Source organism: Psychrobacter luti (assembly GCF_014192115.1).
In the GTDB taxonomy this organism is placed as follows: domain Bacteria; phylum Pseudomonadota; class Gammaproteobacteria; order Pseudomonadales; family Moraxellaceae; genus Psychrobacter; species Psychrobacter luti.
Window position 1 is genome coordinate 940,103 of sequence record NZ_JACHXL010000001.1, and the last position, 21,585, is coordinate 961,687.

Annotated in this window: 18 protein-coding genes; 15 read left to right on the top strand and 3 right to left on the bottom strand. The window is 41.9% G+C overall.

Features of this window, described 5'->3' with window-relative positions:
- Positions 1-231: 231 nt before the first annotated feature.
- Positions 232-1,641, top strand: coding sequence for a cytochrome c oxidase accessory protein CcoG (gene ccoG, locus FHS24_RS03710; protein ID WP_183618782.1), 1,410 nt, complete (start codon positions 232-234; stop codon positions 1,639-1,641).
- A gap of 223 nt (positions 1,642-1,864) precedes the next feature.
- The gene (locus tag FHS24_RS03715; protein WP_183618784.1) at positions 1,865-2,446 is read left to right on the top strand and encodes a FixH family protein; all 582 of its coding nucleotides are present in this window, start codon (positions 1,865-1,867) and stop codon (positions 2,444-2,446) included.
- 148 nt (positions 2,447-2,594) lie between these two features.
- Here FHS24_RS03715 and ttcA read toward each other — a convergent pair whose 3' ends face one another.
- Positions 2,595-3,614 (bottom strand): tRNA 2-thiocytidine(32) synthetase TtcA, encoded by a 1,020-nt coding sequence (gene ttcA / locus FHS24_RS03720; RefSeq protein ID WP_406947776.1) that lies wholly within the window; start codon positions 3,612-3,614, stop codon positions 2,595-2,597.
- A 551-nt stretch (positions 3,615-4,165) separates the two neighbouring features.
- Between ttcA and queC the strand changes: the two genes are divergently transcribed.
- From queC to FHS24_RS03765, 9 genes are all read left to right on the top strand, one after another.
- On the top strand, positions 4,166-4,888 hold the full coding sequence (gene queC, locus FHS24_RS03725) for a 7-cyano-7-deazaguanine synthase QueC (RefSeq protein WP_233449087.1): 723 nt from the start codon (positions 4,166-4,168) through the stop codon (positions 4,886-4,888).
- Positions 4,889-5,248: 360 nt separating this feature from the next.
- Positions 5,249-5,578, top strand: coding sequence for a hypothetical protein (locus FHS24_RS03730; RefSeq protein WP_183618789.1), 330 nt, complete (start codon positions 5,249-5,251; stop codon positions 5,576-5,578).
- 180 nt (positions 5,579-5,758) lie between these two features.
- Entirely contained in the window at positions 5,759-6,256 is a 498-nt protein-coding gene (locus tag FHS24_RS03735) for a peroxiredoxin (protein WP_183618791.1), read from the top strand.
- A gap of 77 nt (positions 6,257-6,333) precedes the next feature.
- Positions 6,334-7,833 (top strand): dihydrolipoyl dehydrogenase, encoded by a 1,500-nt coding sequence (locus tag FHS24_RS03740; protein ID WP_183618793.1) that lies wholly within the window; start codon positions 6,334-6,336, stop codon positions 7,831-7,833.
- A 235-nt stretch (positions 7,834-8,068) separates the two neighbouring features.
- Positions 8,069-9,256: a mechanosensitive ion channel family protein gene (locus tag FHS24_RS03745; protein ID WP_227671714.1), complete on the top strand. Its 1,188-nt coding sequence runs from the start codon at positions 8,069-8,071 to the stop codon at positions 9,254-9,256.
- Between the two features lie 254 nt (positions 9,257-9,510).
- Positions 9,511-10,038 carry a peroxiredoxin gene (locus FHS24_RS03750; protein WP_183618797.1) on the top strand — a complete coding sequence of 176 codons (528 nt, stop codon included), beginning with the start codon at positions 9,511-9,513 and terminating at the stop codon, positions 10,036-10,038.
- A 466-nt stretch (positions 10,039-10,504) separates the two neighbouring features.
- Entirely contained in the window at positions 10,505-12,811 is a 2,307-nt protein-coding gene (rlmKL, locus tag FHS24_RS03755; RefSeq protein ID WP_183618798.1) for a bifunctional 23S rRNA (guanine(2069)-N(7))-methyltransferase RlmK/23S rRNA (guanine(2445)-N(2))-methyltransferase RlmL, read from the top strand.
- Between the two features lie 274 nt (positions 12,812-13,085).
- Positions 13,086-13,661 carry a TerD family protein gene (locus FHS24_RS03760; RefSeq protein WP_025650997.1) on the top strand — a complete coding sequence of 192 codons (576 nt, stop codon included), beginning with the start codon at positions 13,086-13,088 and terminating at the stop codon, positions 13,659-13,661.
- Between the two features lie 277 nt (positions 13,662-13,938).
- A complete protein-coding gene (locus FHS24_RS03765) occupies positions 13,939-15,006 on the top strand; it encodes a DUF475 domain-containing protein (RefSeq protein ID WP_183618800.1) in 1,068 nt (355 codons plus the stop codon).
- A 381-nt stretch (positions 15,007-15,387) separates the two neighbouring features.
- On the opposite strand, the gene FHS24_RS03770 is transcribed toward FHS24_RS03765, so the two are convergent.
- A complete protein-coding gene (locus FHS24_RS03770) occupies positions 15,388-16,047 on the bottom strand; it encodes a 7-cyano-7-deazaguanine/7-aminomethyl-7-deazaguanine transporter (RefSeq protein ID WP_183618802.1) in 660 nt (219 codons plus the stop codon).
- A 333-nt stretch (positions 16,048-16,380) separates the two neighbouring features.
- On the opposite strand from FHS24_RS03770, the gene FHS24_RS03775 reads away from it, so the two are divergent.
- The 3 genes from FHS24_RS03775 to FHS24_RS03785 all read left to right on the top strand — a co-directional run bounded on the left by FHS24_RS03775 (position 16,381) and on the right by FHS24_RS03785 (position 18,702).
- On the top strand, positions 16,381-16,956 hold the full coding sequence (locus FHS24_RS03775; protein ID WP_183618804.1) for a TerD family protein: 576 nt from the start codon (positions 16,381-16,383) through the stop codon (positions 16,954-16,956).
- 255 nt (positions 16,957-17,211) lie between these two features.
- Entirely contained in the window at positions 17,212-17,964 is a 753-nt protein-coding gene (locus FHS24_RS03780; protein WP_183618806.1) for a TIGR00266 family protein, read from the top strand.
- 129 nt (positions 17,965-18,093) lie between these two features.
- Positions 18,094-18,702: a TerD family protein gene (locus FHS24_RS03785; protein WP_183618808.1), complete on the top strand. Its 609-nt coding sequence runs from the start codon at positions 18,094-18,096 to the stop codon at positions 18,700-18,702.
- Positions 18,703-18,809: 107 nt separating this feature from the next.
- Here FHS24_RS03785 and FHS24_RS03790 read toward each other — a convergent pair whose 3' ends face one another.
- A complete protein-coding gene (locus tag FHS24_RS03790) occupies positions 18,810-20,093 on the bottom strand; it encodes a TerD family protein (RefSeq protein WP_183618810.1) in 1,284 nt (427 codons plus the stop codon).
- Between the two features lie 300 nt (positions 20,094-20,393).
- Between FHS24_RS03790 and FHS24_RS03795 the strand changes: the two genes are divergently transcribed.
- A complete protein-coding gene (locus FHS24_RS03795; RefSeq protein WP_183618812.1) occupies positions 20,394-21,557 on the top strand; it encodes an ATP-grasp domain-containing protein in 1,164 nt (387 codons plus the stop codon).
- The last annotated feature ends 28 nt before the right edge of the window (positions 21,558-21,585 follow it).

Consider the following 21,585-nt stretch of genomic DNA (forward strand, 5'->3'; position numbering starts at 1 on the left):
GAGAATGTTAAAATAGCTATCTATGAGAAACACTATTGAATCATCCATTTAAGCATATTTAAACCCATTATCTACAATCGCTCATTTGGTAGTCGAGTCAGCATATTTTGACTTTCATGATGTCTCGCTACTTACTGACATTGATAACATCGCACATTCATATACCCAGTTATTCAGGGTATTTGTTCATCATGCCAGCAGACTGATTCTTTTTTTTAAAGAGGCACGTTTATGTCAGCACAACAATCCAATAAAATCCCTGTCGTCGAAGTCGATCTTAACGCCAGTAAAAAACGTGTGCATCCCAGATTTGTCACCGGATTTTATCAAAACATCCGTGTAATTAGTATGTATGCGTTTTTGGCATTATTTCTGATTTTACCGTGGCTACGCTATAACGGTAGGCAAGCAATCTGGTTTGATGTGCCGTCGCAGCATTATTATATTTTTGGTATGACCTTTTTAACCCAAGATTTTTACTTTATTGCCGCCTTTGCGCTTATTGCCGCCTTTGCCCTATTTATGGTAACTGTCTACGCCGGACGAGTATGGTGCGGCTATGCTTGTCCCCAGACCATTTGGACGCATATGTTTCAGTATGTCGAAAAATTGGTCATTGGCGATCGTAACAAGCGTATGAAGTTCGATAAAGAGCCCATGAGCGCACAGAAAGCGTTTAAGCGTTTTTTGGTATATTTTATTTGGTTTGTGTTCTCGATGATTACCGCCACGACTTTCGTCAGTTATGTGTCCGGTACAGAGGCGTTGTATCAAAATTGGCAGATGATAGGGTTTATCCCCTTCCCTGATTGGTCAACGTGGATATGGGTATCAATATTTATTTTTGCCTTCTCTACCTACGTCAATGCAGGCTATATGCGTGAGCAGATGTGTGTCCAAATCTGTCCTTATGGTCGCTTTCAAAGCGTGATGTTTGATAAAGATACATTAATTGTCTCTTACGATTATGAGCGCGGTGAACCTCGCGGCGCCCGTAAAAAAGGCACTAATCCTGAAGATTTAGGCGACTGTATCGAATGTCAGATGTGTGTGCAGGTCTGCCCAACAGGTATCGATATTCGTGATGGTCTGCAAGTAGCTTGTATCCAATGCGCCGCCTGTATCGATGCGTGTAATGATGTGATGGATAAAGTTGGCTACCCACGCGGGCTAATTCGTTATACAACAGAGCGTCAATTGGTCGAAAAAGAGCCAAGCCGAGTATTCCGTCCACGCTTCTTTGCTTACTTAACCTTACTGACCGTACTTTGTGGCGGCGTTATTTATGCCTTGAATGATCGTGTGCCGCTAGAGATTGATATTCGCCGTGACCGCAACCAGTTGTCTTCATTGAATCAGCAAGGCATGATTGAGAACAGCTATATCGTCAAATTGACCAACAAAACACAAGAGCCACACACTTATAAGATAACCCTTGAGCCACAAGACGGTTTGAGCTTAGAGCTACGCTTTAACGATGTACCGCTTGAAGCGGGTGAAAGCTTTGATATGCCAGTCAGTATTTATGGTGACCCAGATGTGATTGAGTTTGGTCAAACACCAATTACTTTAAATGTGAAGAACGAAGATGGTCAGTATAATGTCAGCAAACAAAACATCTTTACCACTCAGGGGCAGTAAGCCTCAGTATTATCTTGAGCTATTGAGCTATTGAGTTATTGAGTTATTGAGTTATTAAGAGCTTAACTAGCATATTGTTATATAATTCACTTGTTGGCAAACAGCTAGCAAGTGAACCATTTATTATTATACTGGCAGTATTGAGCCATCATTTTATCCGTTGATACCGTTTATAATTTTCTGATAGAGAGCTATAAACGAATATCTGATTAATAGGTATGTTATGTCTAGTCCAGCCCCCAATTTTAAGCATCAAGATAGCCAGCCATGGTACAAAAACTATATGGTGGTTATCTTTGTCATTGGCATGCCAGCATTTGTTGTGATCGCTTGCATCTGGTTCGTTTATTATTCTTACCAAATACGCGACAGTGTGGTACGTGACGACTGGTATATGGATGGTAAAACCCTTTACCATGACGTTTCGCGCGACAAGCTCACTTACGATTTGGATTTACACGGTCAAATGCAGTTTGCCGATAATGGTGATATCGTGTTTTATTTAAATTATCCAGAGCAAAGCCTGCAATCTGGTAAATTATTAAATGGCGAGCCGGTTACTTATCCTGACACCTTAGAGTTATCCATCTCACATGCCACCGATATCAAAAAAGATCGTGATGTTGTGTTAAAACATGAAGAAGGCAACAAATATAGCGCTCAGGTAAATATTGATCCTGTCAAAGCCAAGTACTATTTGCAAGTTAGTAACGATGGTAAAGACGACTGGCGCATGCAAGATGTGGCAAAATTACCGCGTTCAGAGGTTAGTTTTAATCCGCTACAGGTTTTTGCAGAAAGCTAATACTATTTAAATAGCTACTCTTAAGATTAAAAAAACCAGCCCTTAGTTATTAAGGGCTGGTTTTTTATGGTGCTAATTTTTTATGGCTCTGACTTTATCAAATTAACTTAAAACCATTTGAGTAACTTAGCTTTAAACCATCAGCTCATTAAATAACAGGATTAATGGTTGGGATTTTCTGCGTTATACGGCTGTCTTTCACTGTCTCAGTTTCAGCTTGCAAGTTCTGATTATTGGTAAACTTTGGATTAAAAACTTGGGTTTTTGGCGCTACAGGTAAGCCAATCTCAGCCAGACTGTCTGTCTGCCCTGCTTGAATATTATCGCCTTCAAATAAGCGCTCATTATCATCACGCTCGAGGCTTAATGTCTCAAAATCAAATAACTCACGATCGGCTAATTGCGACGGTGCCACGTTTTGCATCGCTTTAAAGATAGATGCTAAACGCTGCGGATGGGCATCATCCCATTCGCGTAGCATATCATTGATAATCGCCCGTTGCAGATTGGTTTGGCTACCGCATAAATTGCAGGGAATAATCGGAAATTCTTTTAAACGCGCATATTCAATGATGTCTTTTTCTTCAACGTACGCGAGCGGACGAATAAGCAGATTTTGTTTATCATCGCTTAGCAGTTTAGGCGGCATCGATTTAAGCGCGCCACCGTGAAATAAGTTTAAGAAGAAAGTCGCCAACATATCATCACGGTGATGACCAAGGGCGATTTTGGTCGCGCCAATCTGTTTGGCAAAGCCGTATAGCGAGCCGCGACGCAGACGTGAACAAGCTGAGCAATAAGTCTTACCTTCTGGCACCACGCTTTTGACAATACTATAAGTATCTTTTTCTAAAATGTAATGCGCAATACCTTGTTCGTTCAGATAAGCGGGCAAAACATCCTCAGGATAACCGGGCTGTTTTTGGTCAAGATTGACCGCAACGATATCAAAGCTAATCGGGGCGATACGTTTAAGTAGCAACAAAATATCTAACAGTGTATAGCTGTCTTTGCCACCTGAGACGCAGACCATGATGACGTCGCCATCTTCAATCATATTAAAATCGCGAATCGCCCATGATACTTGACGGCGTAGCTTTTTTTGTAGCTTGCGAAATTGTACTGTTTCAGTCGGTAGCAGTTGACTAGATGATAATTGCTCAGCCATATCATCGTCATGCGCAACTTGGTCTGCAACATTAGTATCTTCCGCATAGCTATCCCAGCCAATATCGGTGGAACTAGCATCTGTAAAAGCACTATCCGTAGAATCAGGCTGAGGGGTGATTTTTGGCGTAAACAAGGTCGCTACGGTCATAAGTTACTCAATATCTTTACAAGGTTAGTTTTGCTACAAAGCAGTTAGCAATATTTTTTAGCGCATGGGCTTTAAAAGCAGCGATTATAACAAATTTTGCTAACAGATTGAAAATATGACGTTAATTGATAAGGCTAAATCAGCGCTTGATTGCTCTATGTCTGATTAACAGTGTTTGATGGATAATACAAATACAGTGCTGACTGAACTATTCTTTAGCCACTCTTTGACCATGCTTTAAGCCTTTTTTAATAACACCTTCCAGGTTCTGTAATGATGCTATTTTTGCTAAAATAGACGGCTTTCGTAAATCCATATTTTTTAAACCACTAATAGATACCACTATGACTCTTGTTACTGCGCAGACTCCCTCTACCAATCCAGCAAATGATGCTAGCTTGATGGCGCTGCATAAAAGCCAAAATGCGGTGGTGCTACTATCAGGTGGGCTTGATTCTGTGACTTGTTTGTATTGGGCAAAGGCGCGCTATGCTTCTGTGACAGCAGTCAGTTTTAACTATGGTCAACGTCATAATAGTGAGCTTGTCGCTGCCAAAGCCATCGCTGAAACCGCAGCAGTCAATCATCGTATTATTGATATCGATATCGCGCAACTGGGCGGATCATCACTCACCGACCATAGCATGATTGTTCCTGATGGTGATGCCGATAAATTCCTCAGTAAAAATCGTGATGAGATCGATAACGATGCTATTCCAAACACTTATGTGCCTGCACGTAATACGATATTTTTATCTTATGCCTTAGCAGTCGCTGAAGTGACCGATGCCAATCATATCGTCATTGGCGTAAGCTCAGTCGACTATTCAGGCTACCCTGATTGCCGCCCAGAATATATCGCCGCCTTTGAGCACATGGCAAATCTTGCCACCAAAGCTGGTGTCACCGGTCATCATTTATCGATTCAAACACCGTTGCAGCAGTTGTCCAAAGCCAAAACCATTGAGCTTGGTTTATCGTTAGGGGTCGATTATGGGCAGACGATTTCTTGTTATCAAGCAGATGCCAACGGTCTGGCTTGCGGTGTCTGCGATAGCTGTGCGCTGCGTCGTCAAGGATTTGCCCAAGCTGGCGTTGCTGACCCTACGCACTATCAGTCTTGATAGCATAAATAAACCATCTGTAAATGCGCTTATAACTACCTGATAATGCAATATAAACACCTTAATGCAACAAGCATCTATATATTTGTGCAACATTTGCTTGCATTAACACAGCACGCTGACGTTGTATTTTAAGCAATTTACTTGCTATGGTATGGACGATTATATCAATGACAAGATACTGGTTCTGATAGATAGCAAATAAATAGCGATTTTTAGACAGAAGAATTGCTATTTATTTACTCATAATAGCGACAAAACCCATGCCAAACCTATTAAGCAGACCAGTGACAAAATAAAGTTATCGAGATTTTACTTTAGCTATAAAATCTAAAAAAACGCGACCCGTAGAGGATGTTTATGAAGTTTTTGCCCGTATTACCCCTAGCCCTAGCTGCTCTGTTTGCATTACCACAAGCAAACGCTGCCGATATCAAGCAAAATAATATCAATACCTGTGTCAATGGCGCGGTCAAATATAAGGTCGCTGACAAAAATACGGCGACCAAATTATGTAAATGCACCATTGGTGTCCGCAGCGAGATGACCATTGGTCAGATGTGGGAAATTGAAAGCTACGCACAAGATAAAAAAGACCCATCAAGCTTACCTTACGTGAAAAAGATGCAAAAAGACTTGCAGCAATGCACCGTTGGTTTGGATTTAAAGCAGCCACAAAAACCTGCTTAAACCACGTAAAATATATTTTCTGCAAAATAAAAAAGACTGGTCATTGCCAGTCTTTTTTGTTGCTAATGAATAAGTGAAATGTAAAACTGAGTAGTTATTGCTATTAATCTGCCTATAATAAGAACACTGACTATAATATATATAAACGACAATATAACCAGAACTAATAAGGATTTTATAATGGCCAAGCCGACCACCGAGACTATCGCTCTACCTGATTTTCCAGTCACCATCGTGCGCGAGCTAGACGGCAACTTTATTCATGACGACATCAGCCTAAAAGAGCTGGTCACTCACACCGATAAAGGGCTTATCTTATATTTTTATCCGAAAGACAATACCCCAGGCTGTACCACGCAAGCGACAGAATTTACAGCGCGGCTTAATGAATTTGATGAATTGGGCTACGATATCATCGGTGTCTCGCGTGATAGCGTCGAATCTCACGAAAAATTCATCGCTAAACACAATCTCAATATCGCGCTTATCAGCGATAGTGATGAGAAGTTATGCCAATACTTTGATGTTATTAAAGAAAAAAACATGTATGGCAAAATCAGCTTAGGTCTAGTACGTTCTGCCTTTGTCTTTGATAAATATGGCACGCTAACTCATGCGCAGCGTAATTTACGCGCTGCTGGCTATACTGAGCGTTTACTGAATACGTTAGCACCTTGATTTTTCAATAGCCTTTTTCATCGTTTTTTTGTGCAAATCTATCACCTAATATTTCATTCGCCTGATTTGAGAATAATATGAATAAACAGCCTGACAGCGCTGCGGATAATAGCCCTCACAAAAAAGTGACGCGTAAAGTATCTGTTGCGGTCATTGGTGCCGGTACCGCCGGTCAAAACGCCTTTCGCCAAGCCAGAAAACTAAAAGATGATGTATTGATTATTAATGAGGGATTTTGGATAACCACCTGTATTGCGGTCGGTTGTATGCCAAGTAAACTCCTCATTGCCGCTGCTGACCGTGCACATGACGCCAATCATTCTGGTGAGTTTGGTGTGCATGCCAGCGCACAAATAAATGGCAAACAAGTTATGGATCGGGTTCGCGCTGAACGTGATCATTTTGCCAGCTACGTCAAAGAACAAGTAGAAAGTTGGCCTGCCGAGACAAAAATAGCGGGTCGCGCTCATATCAATAAAAAAGGATTGATTGAAGTCAATAACGAGCTAATCGAAGCGGATAAAATCATTGTGGCGACTGGTAGCTCAACCTTTATCCCAGATGGCTGGGCAGATAAGCTTGGCAACACGATGCTTACCTCCGATACTGTCTTTGAGCTGGCTGATTTACCAAAGTCACTGGCTGTGATAGGTGCAGGTGCCATCGGCTTAGAGCTTGCCCAAGCCTTTAACCGTTTGGGCGTCGATGTCACCTTATTTAATCGTGCCAAACGCGTGGCTGGTTTAAAGGACGATGACATTAATAATAAAGCCATAGATTGCTTAAATCGTGAGCTAACCATGCATTTGGGTAGTAACATTACCGAGGTTGGTACCCAAGCAGATACAGGCGATGAAAGCTTTCGTGCCTTTATTAATTATGAAGATAGCGCCGGTCAGAAGCAGCAGTGGAAAGGCGAATACGTCCTAGTTGCCACAGGTCGCCGCAATAACATCGAAGAGCTTGGTATTGAAAATCTAGGTGTTGAGCTTGATGATAAAAATCGCCCAAAACAGCTTGATAAAAAAACCGGTAAAATCGGTGATTTAGAAGTCTATATCGTTGGTGATGCCAATGCTCACCTGCCGTTATTGCATGTTGCCAGTGATGAAGGATTTAGCGCCGGCAGCCTTGTTTGTGACAATAAGACAGACGCCTATATTCGCCCGCCTGCCACGCCATTTTCTATCGTATTCTGCTCGCCACAAATCGTTAATGTTGGCATGTCGTTACCTGAAATCCAAGCAGACTCAGAGCTTGAACATGTGATTGGCAAAGTGAGCTTTGACAATCAAGGACGTAGCCGCGTGATGGGTGTTAACTGCGGCCTATTGCATATTTATGGTTGTAAAAAGACGGATAGAATCTTAGGCGCGAGCATGGTCGGCCCTGATGCTGAGTATATTGGGCATATATTGGCCATGGCGATTACCAATGATTTGAGTATCAAAGACATGCTTGATACGCCTTTTTATCATCCGACGATATTAGAAGGTTTACGTACCGCATTACGTGATGTTCAGCGACTGATGGAAATACCTTATCAATCGCATGATACCCAAGAAGGCAATTTTTAAGCATCTACTTTTAAGTGCGTACTTTTAAAAAACTACTCTCAAGAAACCGTTTTTAAAAGACTAAGTAACGAAAGTTTTTAATAAAATCATGCGTCGTCATTTTAAGTTAGCGCTAAAATAATCGCTCGCAGTACTCGAGGTCATACTTGATTTGCCTGAGCGATTTGAGTTAATTTAGAATTAGACTTTTTTAATACCCACTTTATTTAGACCTAAACCCTGCATGGATGAAATGATGGCAATCGCTAGTATTACTGACTTCTTTCAAGAGATTGTTCGCGACCTACATACTAGCCTATATCTTGCTATCGGCGGCACCATAGAAGAAGATTCCTTAGACTGGTCAGCTAAATCAGTAGAATTGGTAAGTACGGGTATCAAAATCCTAATACTGCTGGCGGTATTGGGGTTTTTTTATTGGCTTGCTATCTACATTGTCAAAAAAAGCAGAACCAGAATTCGACTTAATGAGCGCCGGTCAAAAATTGTCCGCTCAGTGCTACGCTATATCTGGATTGTAACCAGCTTCATTGCCATTATGAGTCAGCTTAATTTTGAGCCAGAGACGGTCAAAGCCACTGCAAAGGCCAGTACTTGGGCGGGTATCTATTATGTGCTATGGACATCATCCGGACAAATCATTCATAAAGTCTTGCAGCATTATGGTCTGAACGCTTCTATCGAGCAGCTACTTAAAAATATTTTGTCCGTGCTGTTATTGGTATTAGGGCTTGCCAGCGTCATGGCACAATTTGGCTTTGATATCGTGTCATTGGTAGCAGGTTTGGGTATCGCTGGTTTGGCGGTCGGCTTTGCTGCCCAATCGACGCTTGCCAACTTTATCGCTGGCATTACTATCTTGCTTGAGCAATCGTTTCAAGTAGGCGACTGGGTAAATATCAATGATAATGAAGGGCGCGTTGTGGTTATCGCCTTACGCACCACTCATGTCTTAACCCGCGACAATATCACCGTTATTATCCCCAACTCAAATGTCGCTTCTTCTGTGGTCATCAATTTAACCTCGAAAAACTTTATACGTTTTGATATCCGTATGCGCATCGCTTTTGAAGATGATATCGACAAGGCTCGTGAGGTGATTTTGCAGGTATTATCTGAGAGCGACGTGGTATTAAATCGCCCTGAAACCTCAGCGACTGTTGATGAAATTGGCGAATATGGCGTGTTCTTTATCGTGCGTTTTTGGGTCAAGCCTGCGGCAGTGGCGCGTATGCCTAAAATCAAAGAAGCCTTACGAGAGCATATCAAACGTGCCTTTGATGCTGCTGACATCTCAACCCCTTACCCGCATATGCGCCTGCTGATGCCAAAAGAGCAGGCCTATCCTATCGTTACCAAGCCGATTGCGACCCCTACTCATTTGGTTACAGAAACAGTGTCGTTAAAAAAGGATGATAAATAACGTTGATTAGAGCGTGTCCCTAATCTAGAAAAGTAAGTTCAGAAGCCTTAAACTACAGAGGATACTTCAATCAGGGCTCTTTAGGATATGGTAAGAGCAGCTAGCATAGCTTGTAAGGTCTAAAAAAAGCTCCTATATTTTTATATCCTATATAGCGAATATCAGTTTAAAGATTTGCTTATGGATTGCTACAACCATTATTATATAAATGAAGTATTTTAAAAAAAAGACAATAACCTAAATCGGAGTGAATAATGATTACCCATGTACCTGATGTGACTTTCAAAACTCGTGTTCGTGATGAATCTATCGGAGGAGACAATCCATTTAAATGGCAAGACCTAACCACAGATGAGTTGTTTGCCAATAAAAAAGTGGTTGTGTTCTCGCTACCAGGTGCCTTTACGCCAACGTGTTCGACCAGCCATCTACCCCGCTATGAAGAGCTTTACAATGAGTTTAAGGCGTTAGGCGTAGATGAAATCGTTTGCATTTCTGTCAATGATGCCTTCGTCATGTACCAATGGGGCCTAAATCAAAACCGTGAAAACGTTTTCTTGCTTCCTGATGGCAATGGTGAGTTTACTCGTAAAATGGGCATGCTGGTTGATAAGAGTAATCTTGGCTTTGGCATGCGCTCATGGCGTTATTCGATGTATGTCGATAATAAAGCAATCAAGAAAGTGTTTAAGGAAGCTGGTTTTGACGACAACTGCCCAACAGACCCGTTTGAAGTATCAGATGCAGACACCATGTTAGCGTATTTGAAAAGTAATGCTTAATCACAATCCTTAATTACAATGCTTAAGTACATTAGCTCTTGACTCGTATTTTCAGGCGTCGATAGATGCTTAAATACTGAAGCTTAATACTGAAGCTCAAATACTGTCGAATGGCTTATTTCTTAAATATAAGGACTAAGCCGTTTTTTTATGGTTTTTTACAAGATTTTCTATCACTGAGCGGTTTATTTTCCTTGTTTGAATGTAATTTATCTCATATTTATTACCATTTTTAAAATCAGGACACACCTTAGATTAAAAACCAATAATGAGCCATTTTTTTAATCTGACGCTAACTAGCCATGCTTTGAATAATGCCTTAAAGCCAAAATGTTAAAACCCATCTTTTAATCAAAGCCACTTAAACCATCCATAGCGTAATTATGGTAAAATTAGCAGTTAAACATCTTACTTTATGATGTGCCTTATTTATCAATATTTATCAATTTAGCCCACAGGTATCCGTATGACCGAAACAACCACGCCCAACTCCTTACCAGCCACTTCAGCAGAGTTGTCGCTTGACCTTATTATTACCTGTGCCGATGGGCTTGAGGCACCGCTACAAACTGAGCTGACCAGTTTCGGTATTGCAAGCGAGATCAAGAGTACCGGTCGTTTGGCAGTCACCGGTACATTGCGCGACCTATATACCATTTGCTTATGGTCGCGGGTTGCGTCACGGGTATTGATGCTGATTAAACGTAAAAATATCAACACTGAATACGATGTGGCAGAGCAGCTTTATGGTTTGGCAAAATCGGTCGATTGGACGGAACAATTTAAGCTAGAGCAAACATTCGCGATTCGTCTATCGGTTGATAAACGCGTTGCCGTCAGTCAGCAGTTTGCCATGCTGCGTATCAAAGATGCGATTGCCGATACTTTTAATGAAGTTTATGACAGCCGCCCCAACGTTGATAGCAAAAACCCAGATTTTTCTGTGTTTGCAACAGTCAATGATAAGCAAGCTGAGCTTTATCTAGATTTATCAGGCACCAGTTTGCATCGCCGTGGCTACCGCGTGGCCATGACTGAAGCGCCATTAAAAGAGAACTTAGCAGCAGCATTGCTCTACAGTGCAGGCTGGCATAAGAAAAATAAAGAAGGTAATGCTCCTTTATATAACGCTCTTATTGACCCGATGTGTGGTTCTGGCACCTTTATTATCGAAGCTCTACTCATGCATTGCGATTATGCCGTCGGTATTGATAAAGCAGCCAATCAATTTGGTTTTTATCAATGGCAACATCATGACGATGCGCTATGGCAACAGATGATTGATGACGCCCAGACGCGTTTCCGTGATGCATTGGCCATTATCAATGAGCAGCCAGATACTTTACCACTGATTTTAGGCTTTGATGCCGATAGTGGTGCAATTTTGGCGACAGAAAAGAACTTAATCGCCGCCGGTTTACAGGACTTATTACCACTGCTTGACCTTGAGACGCGCGCCCTTGACCAACTAAGCAGCGTCCTAAAGCCACTGGTCGATGATGGACGCTTAAGCAATCCTTTAGTCATTACCAACCCGCCGTATGGTGAGCGCTTGGGTGATGAAGAGATGATTAAACCGTTATATCATGCGCTTGGGCTGATTTTACAAGACAGTTTTGCTGGCATTGATATCGACCCTATGGTTGGAATCTTGGCGGCCAATGTCGAACAAGTCGATATATTACCGATTAAAGAGCCAAAAACCTTACGTTGCCATAATGGTGCTATTACGGTTTATTTCCGCTACGGTACTTTGATTGCTGGGCAAACGGGTAATTTGGTCAGCCGCTTTGAGAAACGTGAGATTGAAGTGGAAGAAGGACAAGACTTCATCAACCGTTTGCAAAAGAATCTTGCCAAACTGAAAAAACTGGCTAAAAAAGACAATGTCAGTAATTTACGCGTTTATAATGCTGATTTGCCCGATTTTAAAGTAGCGGTCGATTTATATGGCGATTATGTGCACGTGCAAGAATACGCACCACCAAAAACCATTCCACCTGAAACGGCGAAAAAACGCTTTAATTTGGCCTTAATGGGCATTCGTGAAGTATTTGGTATTAATCGCGAGCAAATTTTTATTAAAACCCGTGCGCGTCAGTCTGGTAATGACCAATATAGCAAGCAAGGCAATACTGAAAAGCGTGGCAAGTTCTATGTCGCTCGTGAAGATGGCGCGTACTTCTATGTCAACTTTACCGATTATCTCGATACAGGCTTGTTTATTGATCACCGTAATATGCGCGCCCGTATCAAAGACAACAGTCGTAATAAATCTGTCCTGAACTTGTTTGCTTATACCTGTACAGCAAGTGTCCATGCGGCATTGGCTGGCGCGAAAAAAGTCACCAGCGTTGATTTATCACAAAACTACCTCGATTGGGGCAAGCAAAACTTTGTCTTGAATGGTCTTGACGTTAGCCGCAACAAATATCAGTTTGTCGCTGCTGATATCTTTGAGTGGATTAAAGACAATACGGAACAATTTGATATTATCTTTATCGATCCGCCAACCTTTTCGAATTCGAAAAAGTTCCAAGGTACCTTTGATGTGCAGCGCGACCACTCTGCTCTTATTAATCGTGCGATGAACCGCTTGACCTCAGATGGCGTATTGTATTTCTCCAACAACTTTACTCGCTTTGAGCTCGATGAGCAGCTGACTGAGCGCTATGATATTGTTGATATCACCCAAAAAACCATTGGTTTTGATTTTGATGTTAAAAAGCCCATTCATCAGAGCTTTGAGATTCGTCATCGTCAAAGCCTATAATTTAGATTTATAGATGCCGGTAAAGGTTGAGCACTGCGTTTAAATGTTGTCCTTTATCGTTAGTCTTATCGTACACATAACAATGACCCAATCGGCTTTGATTGGGTCATTTTTTGTTGTTATGATAGAGCGTCACTAAGTAATGGTTAAGCGATGGTTTTATGTGCATTTTAATCCCGCTATCGCTTGCATGTATAGATTTTGGCTGTTGCAGCACTCATTCCTAACGCTGTAATAGTTAAACCTTCCCTACTCTAATAACAAGGACAATTCCATGGCATTATCCCTTAATAAAGGCGGTAACTTATCGCTCACTAAAACTGACCCAAACTTAACCAAGCTGCTTATCGGTCTTGGCTGGGATGAGCGCGCGACTTCTGGCGCTGAGTTTGATTTGGATGCCAGTGTATTTTTACTCAGCACGGCGGGTAAAGTACGCGGCGACCATGACTTTATTTTTTACAACCAGCTTAAATCTGACAATGGCGCTGTTGAGCATACCGGCGATAACCGTACGGGCGAAGGCGATGGCGATGATGAAGTCGTTAAAGTAAACCTAACCCAAGTTCCTGCTGATGTCGATAAAATCGTCGTCACCGTCACTATTCATGATGCAGCTGCTCGTAGCCAAAACTTTGGTCAAGTGGCCAACGCTTTTATCCGTGTTGTAAATGAAGAAACTGGCACGGAAGTGGTACGTTTTGATTTAGCAGAAGATTACTCTGTTGAAACCGCAATGGTATTTGGCGAAGTCTATCGTCATAACGGTGAGTGGAAATTCCGCGCCGTTGGTCAAGGTTATTCAGGTGGCTTGCAAGCCATGTGTCAGCAGTATGGCGTCGATATCTAAATTGATATTTACCCTGTGTTAACCTCTTTAACTAGACAATAAACACGTCCAGAACTTAAAGTTATGCTACATCACTATGTGCTATCCCTATGCGCTGTAACTATGACTGTAAAATGTGGTTGCAAAATAGTCACAATTTTCAGTAGTTAAATGATTGGTAATGCTTTATGTTTCGTTTAAAATTATGCAAAAAAAGCGGTTAGCGATAACCGCTTTTTTTGTGGTTAGTGTCTATAATAGACCGACCTTAGCTTTATGCAACCAGACAGGATGTGTCATGAGACATTTTTATTTAGACTTTATCTTCACAGCCATCGCCCTAGCGGTAGCGGCGTGGTGGGGATATTCACACGGCGGTATGGGCGGCTTGATAACCACCCTATCTATTACTGCTATTTTGGCCGTCATGGAGATTTCATTATCATTTGATAATGCGGTGGTCAACGCCTCAGTCCTTAAAGGCTGGGACGAATTTTGGAAAAAGATATTTTTAACCGTCGGTATTTTAGTTGCCGTATTCGGTATGCGCTTGGTATTCCCTATTGTCATCGTTGCGGTTACCGCCGACTTAGGTATTATGCAAGTGGTCGACTTGGCTTTAAATGACCCTAAAGAATATTCTGCCCGCTTAATGGCGCACCATGCTGAAATCTCAGCATTTGGTGGTATCTTCTTGCTATTGGTGTTCTTAAACTTCATCTTTGATGATAAAGAAGTCCATTGGTTTGACTGGTTAGAGAGCCGTTTGGCAAAGCTGGGTAAGGTTGATGCGATGAGCGTGTTTGTCGCCCTTATTGTTTTGATGATTGCCGTATCGTGGGCGAATGCCGATCAGTCAGCAGCGGTATTGATTGCAGGCGTCTGGGGTATCTTAGTATACCTTGGCGTACAAGTTGTCTCGGGTATGCTTGAGGGTGACCTTGAAGCAGACTTAGAAAACGAAGAGAGTGGCTCGGGAGCTGCGGCGACTAGCGCAATTATGAAGGGTGGTATTATCGGCTTCTTATACTTAGAAGTCCTTGATGCTTCATTCAGTTTCGATGGTGTGATTGGCGCATTTGCGATTACCAATGACGTTATCGTGATTATGCTTGGTCTTGCTATTGGTGCGATGTTTGTTCGTTCGATGACTATCTTCTTGGTCGATAAAGGCACACTTGATGAATTCGTCTACCTTGAGCATGGTGCGCATTATGCCATCGGTGCTTTAGCCATCATCATGTTGTTATCGGTGAAATTCCATGTGCCAGAGATTGTGACTGGTCTTATTGGCATTGCGTTTATTGGTTGGGCGTTTGTCGCTTCACTGAACTATCGTAAGCGAGAAGCAAAGTCGATTACTTAGTTTGAATTTTAGTTTAAAAGCTAAGTTCAAATTAAGCAAAAAGTGCTTTGGTAGAAAATCGTAGTAATGACAGGTTATATCAAGTAATTGGTATAGCCTGTTTTTTTATCTGTATTTATATACTATGTTTTTGAATACTTATAATCAGTGAAAAGTAATATAGATACATCACGCACTGCTGATATCAATTTTTCTTGCTTGCTGTGCCTGCGCAGACAGAGGCTACAAAAAATTGATATCAGCAATACCGTAGCGTTTTTAGGATATTTTGACTATATCTAAATCTTTGGCGTTAATTTGAGTTTATCTACCCTTTCGATGCGTGAAAGACACCTTACCAATACATACCATTTTAAATACGGTCAACCTAGCTGTTTATTTTCACTTCCCTGCCAGTATCTTCTGCAATTTTGCCAATATCACACCATATAGAGGTAAGAAGATAAGCACGCCCATCACTATCTTAAACAAGTAATCCATCGCGCCAATCTCAACCCAGTGCGTTGCCATAAAGGGGTCTGGGCTTTTATAAAAGGCGATGGCAAAAAAGCAAAAGCTATCGACAAGATTGCCAATAAATGTCGATACCAGGGGCGCAATCCACCATGTTTTAAGTTGGCGTAATTTATTAAATACTTGGATATCTAACAGCTGTCCGACGACATAAGCGCTAAAGCTTGCTACTACAATGCGAAAGACAAACAGATTAAAATCTAGCAGATGCTCATGACCAACAAACTGTCCATTTGAAAATACCACTGAGAAATAATAAGAAATCACCAAAGCTGGCAACATAGCAAAGAAGATGATTCTTCTGGCAAGATTTTGACCAAATATGCGTACAGTCAAATCAGTAATTAGAAAGATGAACGGAAAGGTGACGGCGCCCCATGTGGTGATAAAACCAAATAGCCCAACAGGTATTTGCACCAAGTAATTACTAATAGCGATGATAAAGATATGTAGGCTGACAAGCCAGAATAAAGCACGGCTGTAGCGAATAGATTGAATCGGGGTGGTTGAAAGGGTACTACTGCTCATAGAAGAGTCCTTTTTTTAATTCAGGGTTGAGGGAACCTGGGCGCGCTATTATAAGTCATAATAAGATAAATAGCCAAAATAGGTCTTATATCGCCATAAAACCCTTTTTTTATAAACAAAAATACAACTGTCATATAGTCACACAAAATACGCCTTGCTTAGTAAGCAAACGCTTAGTATAGTAAACCGTAATGATATGCAGGACGTGGCGTACAGGTCGATTTATTGACCTTTTACGCTCAGATACTTTCGCTAAAAGAGTAATCACTGCATTATTTTTAGTTTGTTTTATAAAACCAAATCCACTTAACTATTAATCCAAAGGATATTTATATGGCTATTAGCTTAACAAAAGGCGGCAACGTAAACTTATCAAAAGAAGCGCCAGGCTTAACCAATATTACTGTCGGTCTTGGCTGGGATCCACGTGCTACTGATGGTCAAGAATTTGACTTAGATGCGATTGGCTTTTTGGTCAATGAAGCAGGCAAAGTCCGTAACGACCAAGATTTCATCTTCTTTAATAACCTAAAGTCAGACAACGGCGCGGTTGAGCACACTGGTGATAACCGTACTGGTGAAGGCGACGGTGATGATGAAAAAATTAAAATCAACCTAGCTAGTATCCCAGCTGACGTCAGCAAAGTTGCTATCTGCGCTATCATTTATGAAGGCACAGCCCGCAACCAGAACTTCGGTCAAGTTGGTGAAGCTTATATCCGCGTTGTAAACGATAATGGCGATTCTGAAATTGCACGTTATGACCTATCAGAAGACGGTAGCACCGAAACGGCAATGATTTTTGGTGAATTATATCGCCATAGCGGTGACTGGAAATTCCGCGCGGTCGGTCAAGGCTTTAGCGGTGGTCTTGGACCATTAGCAGCCTCTTACGGCGTAAACGTTTAACGTTAAAGTAACGTCATCGTTTTATACGATAACTGTAAGAACGCTATCAAGATCCCTATCGCAATCAACTATTTGATTGCGATAGTCAATAAGCCATCAAGTGTGCCTGTTTAAAGCATTTGATGGCTTTAAATGTAATGGGCGGGCTTAAATTGAAAACGATAATTCTTATAAAAAAATATTTAAAAATATAGATACTTGGCATCATATATTAAGAGCATAATTTCAAGACATTAGAATAAGGATTTGCACCCCATGGCCGCAACGTTTAGCTTAATCGGCACAATTGAACCCTTTTTGCATTGCAATTTAAAAAAAGGCGATTCAATTTATTGTGAAGCCAATGCGATGGTGATGATGGAGTCGAACCTTGAGCTGAAAGGTAAGCTACAAGGTGGGCTCATGCAGTCACTGATGCGCCGCTTTGCCAATGACGAATCACTTTTTCAACAGCAAATTGAAGCGACGGGCGGTGAAGGTGATTGTTTGCTAGCACCAACCCTAGACGGTGACATGCAAATCATCGATTGCGGCGCTCAGCAATATACCTTGAGCGATGGCGCGTTCGTTGCCGCACAAACTGGCGTCGATATCAGAGCCAATATCCAACGTAACCTCGGCGGCGCGGTATTTGGTGATACCGGCGGCTTTATGGTCATGCAAACCCAAGGTCAAGGTCAGGTAGTGGTGTCAGGTTTTGGCTCACTATTTGAGATTGATGTGACGCCTGATAAAGACGTCATCATTGATAACGGCCATGTGGTCTGCTGGGATTCAAACCTTGATTATAAGCTCTCGGTATCAACCAGTAAGAAAAAAGGCATCATGAGCAATATTATCAACTCCGTCACCAGTGGCGAAGGGATGGTTTTAAACTTCTCAGGAACAGGTAAAGTTATCATCTGCTCGCGTAATCGTGATAGCTACCAAGGCTGGCTACAAAGCATCCTAGGTACTAGCTCAGGCGGTCGCGGTGGCAGCGGTGGTTTTTTAGATAACATCTTATAACTTAAATTTCATTTTATAATTAAAGTTTATAGCTAAAATTAAAGCTACAAATCAGCGCTGAAATTGATAACCGAAAAATAGCGCTGACAACTTTAGTTTTCTACTCACAATTATTATAAGGATTTTATCATGGCAGTTAGTTTACAAAAGGGTCAAAAAATCTCCCTCAGCAAAGAAGCTGGTGGCGAGCTTACTCAAGTAAAACTGGGTTTAGGTTGGGACGTTTTTCAAGGACAGCAAGAGAAAAAAGGCGGCTTCTTAGGCAAATTATTTGGCGGTGGCAGCGGCGGCGACTCTATCGATTTAGATGCCTCATGCATCATGTTTGATGCCAATAAACAGGCCGTCGATGCGATTTGGTTCAGCCAGCTAAAATCAAAAGATGGCAGTATCGTCCATACCGGCGATAACCGCACTGGTGATGGCGACGGCGACGACGAAGTCATCAATGTTGATTTATCAAAAGTTCCAGCAAACGTAGTATCACTGGTATTTACGGTAAATAGCTTTACTGGTCAGACGTTTGAAACAGTAGAAAACGCATTTTGCCGTATCGTTAATGCCAACAACAATACCGAAGTGGCGCGCTATAACTTATCTTCACAAGGTACTCATACAGCGATGATTATGGCAAAAGTCTATCGCCATAACAATGAGTGGAAAATGCATGCCATTGGCGAGACTGCCTCTGGTCGTACCTTCCATGATTTAATGCCTGCTATTACACCGCATGCTTAATTTATCCCAGCATAACTTGTAAGACTTTTAGTAATCTATAAAAAATCAGCCCGTCTATTTATAATAGACGGGCTGATTTTTTGGATTAAATAATACTATTAAAGCGCTTACTTGCTACCACGCTTCCAGCTAAAGCCCCAGTTAAAGGCTTTATCCATCTCTTGATGGCCCTTAAAGTATTGGTTGATACGCTCAACATTGATACTGCCTTGCTGATTGACCAAACGCGCAATCGCACACATTGGTAAATTACCCGCACCTTCCGTTAAACGGGTTTCAATCGGTGGCTGCTCGGGTACATGAATGGTCACCACGCCATCGGTTTGCGCCCAATTTGGTGCACCTTCATAAATAAAAGCGAAAATAAATACCTCTTCTATCTGGGACCACTGTTGCCCATTAATATCGAGCCACTCACCGCCGCTGACTTGTCCGGTTCTATCATCGGCACGCAACAATACATAAGGCGCTGATTGTAAGTTACCAAAGCGATTGCCCAAGGCTTGAATCAGCGTTTTTTCACCATTTTTCAAATGAATCATCGCTCCAACATCAAGGTCAATACCACCAGCTTTATGCTGTTTAAACAAGTCACCAAGCAGCCCTTTTTTGGGTGCTTGCTTGCTCATATCTGGACGTTGATTCCAGTTAAGATTGACAGAGATTTTACCAAAATCATCACGTTTTTTTAGGTTGATGCTAGATTGGTTTTTGGTTAAGGTAATTTTACTTAGGTTAATTGACGGATTTGGAGAAGCTGTAGGAATTGGCGGTGGCGTATTTGTTTGAGGCGCACTACCCGCTTTTTGCGTGTTAATAGGCCTTTGCGTATTGATAGGTTGAGATTGGCTTTGATTCTGATTTTGTGACTGGTTTTGAGCTGGTGCTTCATCGGCAATCTCTACACCGAAATGCTCAGATAAAGGTTTTAAACCACCTTCAAAACCTTGCGCAATAAAACGAAATTTCCAACTGCCTTGGCGGCGGTAACACTCTGCTAAAATAATCGCTTTTTCACTACGTCCAGCAGCGCTTAGTTGGCAAGTCATCAGCACTTGGCTGCCTTGTAAGACTTGAATATCCACATCACCAACTTGAGCAAGCGTTTGCGCACTAGAAAATGCGAGGGCTATCTTCTCAATACTGGCTGGCTGCGCAGGTAAGTTAATATCAAAAAATCCATCGCTATCATGACCACGGAAACTTACGCTGCCATCATCGCTACGCGTCTGCCCATAAAATATCATATCGCCATCGCCGCGTACTTTACCTTCAGTCGTCAGGCGATAAGCGGCGCAATCAATGGCGCTTTGGCTTAAAATACGAATGCTGATATTATCCGTTGGCAAAGGCGCATTGGCACCCGCAATCAGCTTTTGAGGTTGACTCATCATTTATCCTTTACGTTATTTATTATTTATTGATATGGGTGTTGTTAACTATCGCTATATAGTAGCATGGATAACGCCTGATTTTTACAGTGTACGGCCGTTCAATAAAGCACTAACAACGCTGCAAAAACATTTTTACAAATCCTTAATGCTATTTTGTCAGCAGCATTTATAACGCTTAGCATTTGTATATAATAGACCCTGCTATAGCCAATGCCGTATCGTACCTTGGGTTATCGCCTTATTAAATGCCATTACTAATTAGTCCCCTCTAAAATTTATGATAACGCTGAGAGAATTATGAAAAACCCTGCTAACGATAGCCCTCATACAACGTCGACTGCCGTGCCACCTGCCGCTTGGTTAGCTGAAGGTCAGTCGAGCCAGCGTGATATGTTAGCCAGTCTGCAAACACTAAAAGCACAATCTGAGACGCCATTTAACATTATCGCTTCACACCGCCACAATAGACCCGAGATTTTTGAATTTGCCGATAGCGTTTATCGTGAGCCATCTTCGAGCGCTACAGATAGCGATGAGCAAGCAATGCTCGAACCTTTAGAGCCATTGATGCCGCGTTGGCAGTTTGTCTTAGAGCAAGCCAAAAACAATAACGTTAAAGTGTTACTGACTGGACGTAATGGCATTGATTATGAAGCTCATCGTCAGGCATTTGACGCGGCGGGTATTCGTTTATTAACTGGCGCGACAAGTGTGGCGGCGTTAGAAGCGATAGATGATAAATTTGCCTTTATGCAACAGTGTCATCAGCACGATATTCCCGTTGCCAATGCATGGCGCTTTGATAATGTCGCAGAGCTTGAAGCATTACTTGCTACGCATGGTCATCAGCCTTTATGCGTTAAACCGGTTACTGGTATTTTTGCCCAAGGGTTTTGGCGGCTAGACTTAGCCAAAAACGATGGTGAACAGTACGATAGCTTTGAGCATTTATACTTTACCGAAGAGAAAAAAATCAATACCTTGCAGTTTATCAATGCCTACGCGAACAGTCTGATGGTGCACGAGCGCCCTATTCCTATGTTGCTGATGCCTTATTTATCAGGGCAAGAATACTCTATCGATGTCGTTTGCGAATATGGTGAAGTGCTAGCTGCTATTACCCGTTATAAGACGGGGAAAATCCAGCATATCGGCTATGAGCAATCGGTCATGGATGTGGTTATTCCACTAATCAAAGCCTTTGGCTGTGATGGCATCGTCAGTGTACAAACCAAGGCCGATGATGACGGTCAGCACCGAGTGCTTGAGATTAACAGTCGTCCCTCTGGTGGCATCGGTTACACCACCCATAGCGGGGTCGATTTAACCCAAGTTGGATTCAGTTATTGGCTTGGCTTAACCGATAAGCCAAAACTGGTTGATATTGCACAGCAGATTACGCCGTGCCAAGTACGCTCTATCATGGTCAGCGTAAAAATTGAAGAAGATGCTGGCGAGTAAGTAAAAATAACGATATAAAAATTTGAAA

What these genes read in the sequence shown, in the direction of transcription:
- ccoG (WP_183618782.1), top strand. Translation starts at nt 232, where the DNA reads ATGTCAGCACAACAATCCAATAAAATCCCTGTCGTCGAAGTCGATCTT.
- FHS24_RS03715 (WP_183618784.1), top strand. Translation starts at nt 1,865, where the DNA reads ATGTCTAGTCCAGCCCCCAATTTTAAGCATCAAGATAGCCAGCCATGG.
- ttcA (WP_406947776.1), bottom strand. Translation starts at nt 3,614, where the DNA reads ATGGCTGAGCAATTATCATCTAGTCAACTGCTACCGACTGAAACAGTA.
- queC (WP_233449087.1), top strand. Translation starts at nt 4,166, where the DNA reads ATGGCGCTGCATAAAAGCCAAAATGCGGTGGTGCTACTATCAGGTGGG.
- FHS24_RS03730 (WP_183618789.1), top strand. Translation starts at nt 5,249, where the DNA reads ATGAAGTTTTTGCCCGTATTACCCCTAGCCCTAGCTGCTCTGTTTGCA.
- FHS24_RS03735 (WP_183618791.1), top strand. Translation starts at nt 5,759, where the DNA reads ATGGCCAAGCCGACCACCGAGACTATCGCTCTACCTGATTTTCCAGTC.
- FHS24_RS03740 (WP_183618793.1), top strand. Translation starts at nt 6,334, where the DNA reads ATGAATAAACAGCCTGACAGCGCTGCGGATAATAGCCCTCACAAAAAA.
- FHS24_RS03745 (WP_227671714.1), top strand. Translation starts at nt 8,069, where the DNA reads ATGGCAATCGCTAGTATTACTGACTTCTTTCAAGAGATTGTTCGCGAC.
- FHS24_RS03750 (WP_183618797.1), top strand. Translation starts at nt 9,511, where the DNA reads ATGATTACCCATGTACCTGATGTGACTTTCAAAACTCGTGTTCGTGAT.
- rlmKL (WP_183618798.1), top strand. Translation starts at nt 10,505, where the DNA reads ATGACCGAAACAACCACGCCCAACTCCTTACCAGCCACTTCAGCAGAG.
- FHS24_RS03760 (WP_025650997.1), top strand. Translation starts at nt 13,086, where the DNA reads ATGGCATTATCCCTTAATAAAGGCGGTAACTTATCGCTCACTAAAACT.
- FHS24_RS03765 (WP_183618800.1), top strand. Translation starts at nt 13,939, where the DNA reads ATGAGACATTTTTATTTAGACTTTATCTTCACAGCCATCGCCCTAGCG.
- FHS24_RS03770 (WP_183618802.1), bottom strand. Translation starts at nt 16,047, where the DNA reads ATGAGCAGTAGTACCCTTTCAACCACCCCGATTCAATCTATTCGCTAC.
- FHS24_RS03775 (WP_183618804.1), top strand. Translation starts at nt 16,381, where the DNA reads ATGGCTATTAGCTTAACAAAAGGCGGCAACGTAAACTTATCAAAAGAA.
- FHS24_RS03780 (WP_183618806.1), top strand. Translation starts at nt 17,212, where the DNA reads ATGGCCGCAACGTTTAGCTTAATCGGCACAATTGAACCCTTTTTGCAT.
- FHS24_RS03785 (WP_183618808.1), top strand. Translation starts at nt 18,094, where the DNA reads ATGGCAGTTAGTTTACAAAAGGGTCAAAAAATCTCCCTCAGCAAAGAA.
- FHS24_RS03790 (WP_183618810.1), bottom strand. Translation starts at nt 20,093, where the DNA reads ATGAGTCAACCTCAAAAGCTGATTGCGGGTGCCAATGCGCCTTTGCCA.
- FHS24_RS03795 (WP_183618812.1), top strand. Translation starts at nt 20,394, where the DNA reads ATGAAAAACCCTGCTAACGATAGCCCTCATACAACGTCGACTGCCGTG.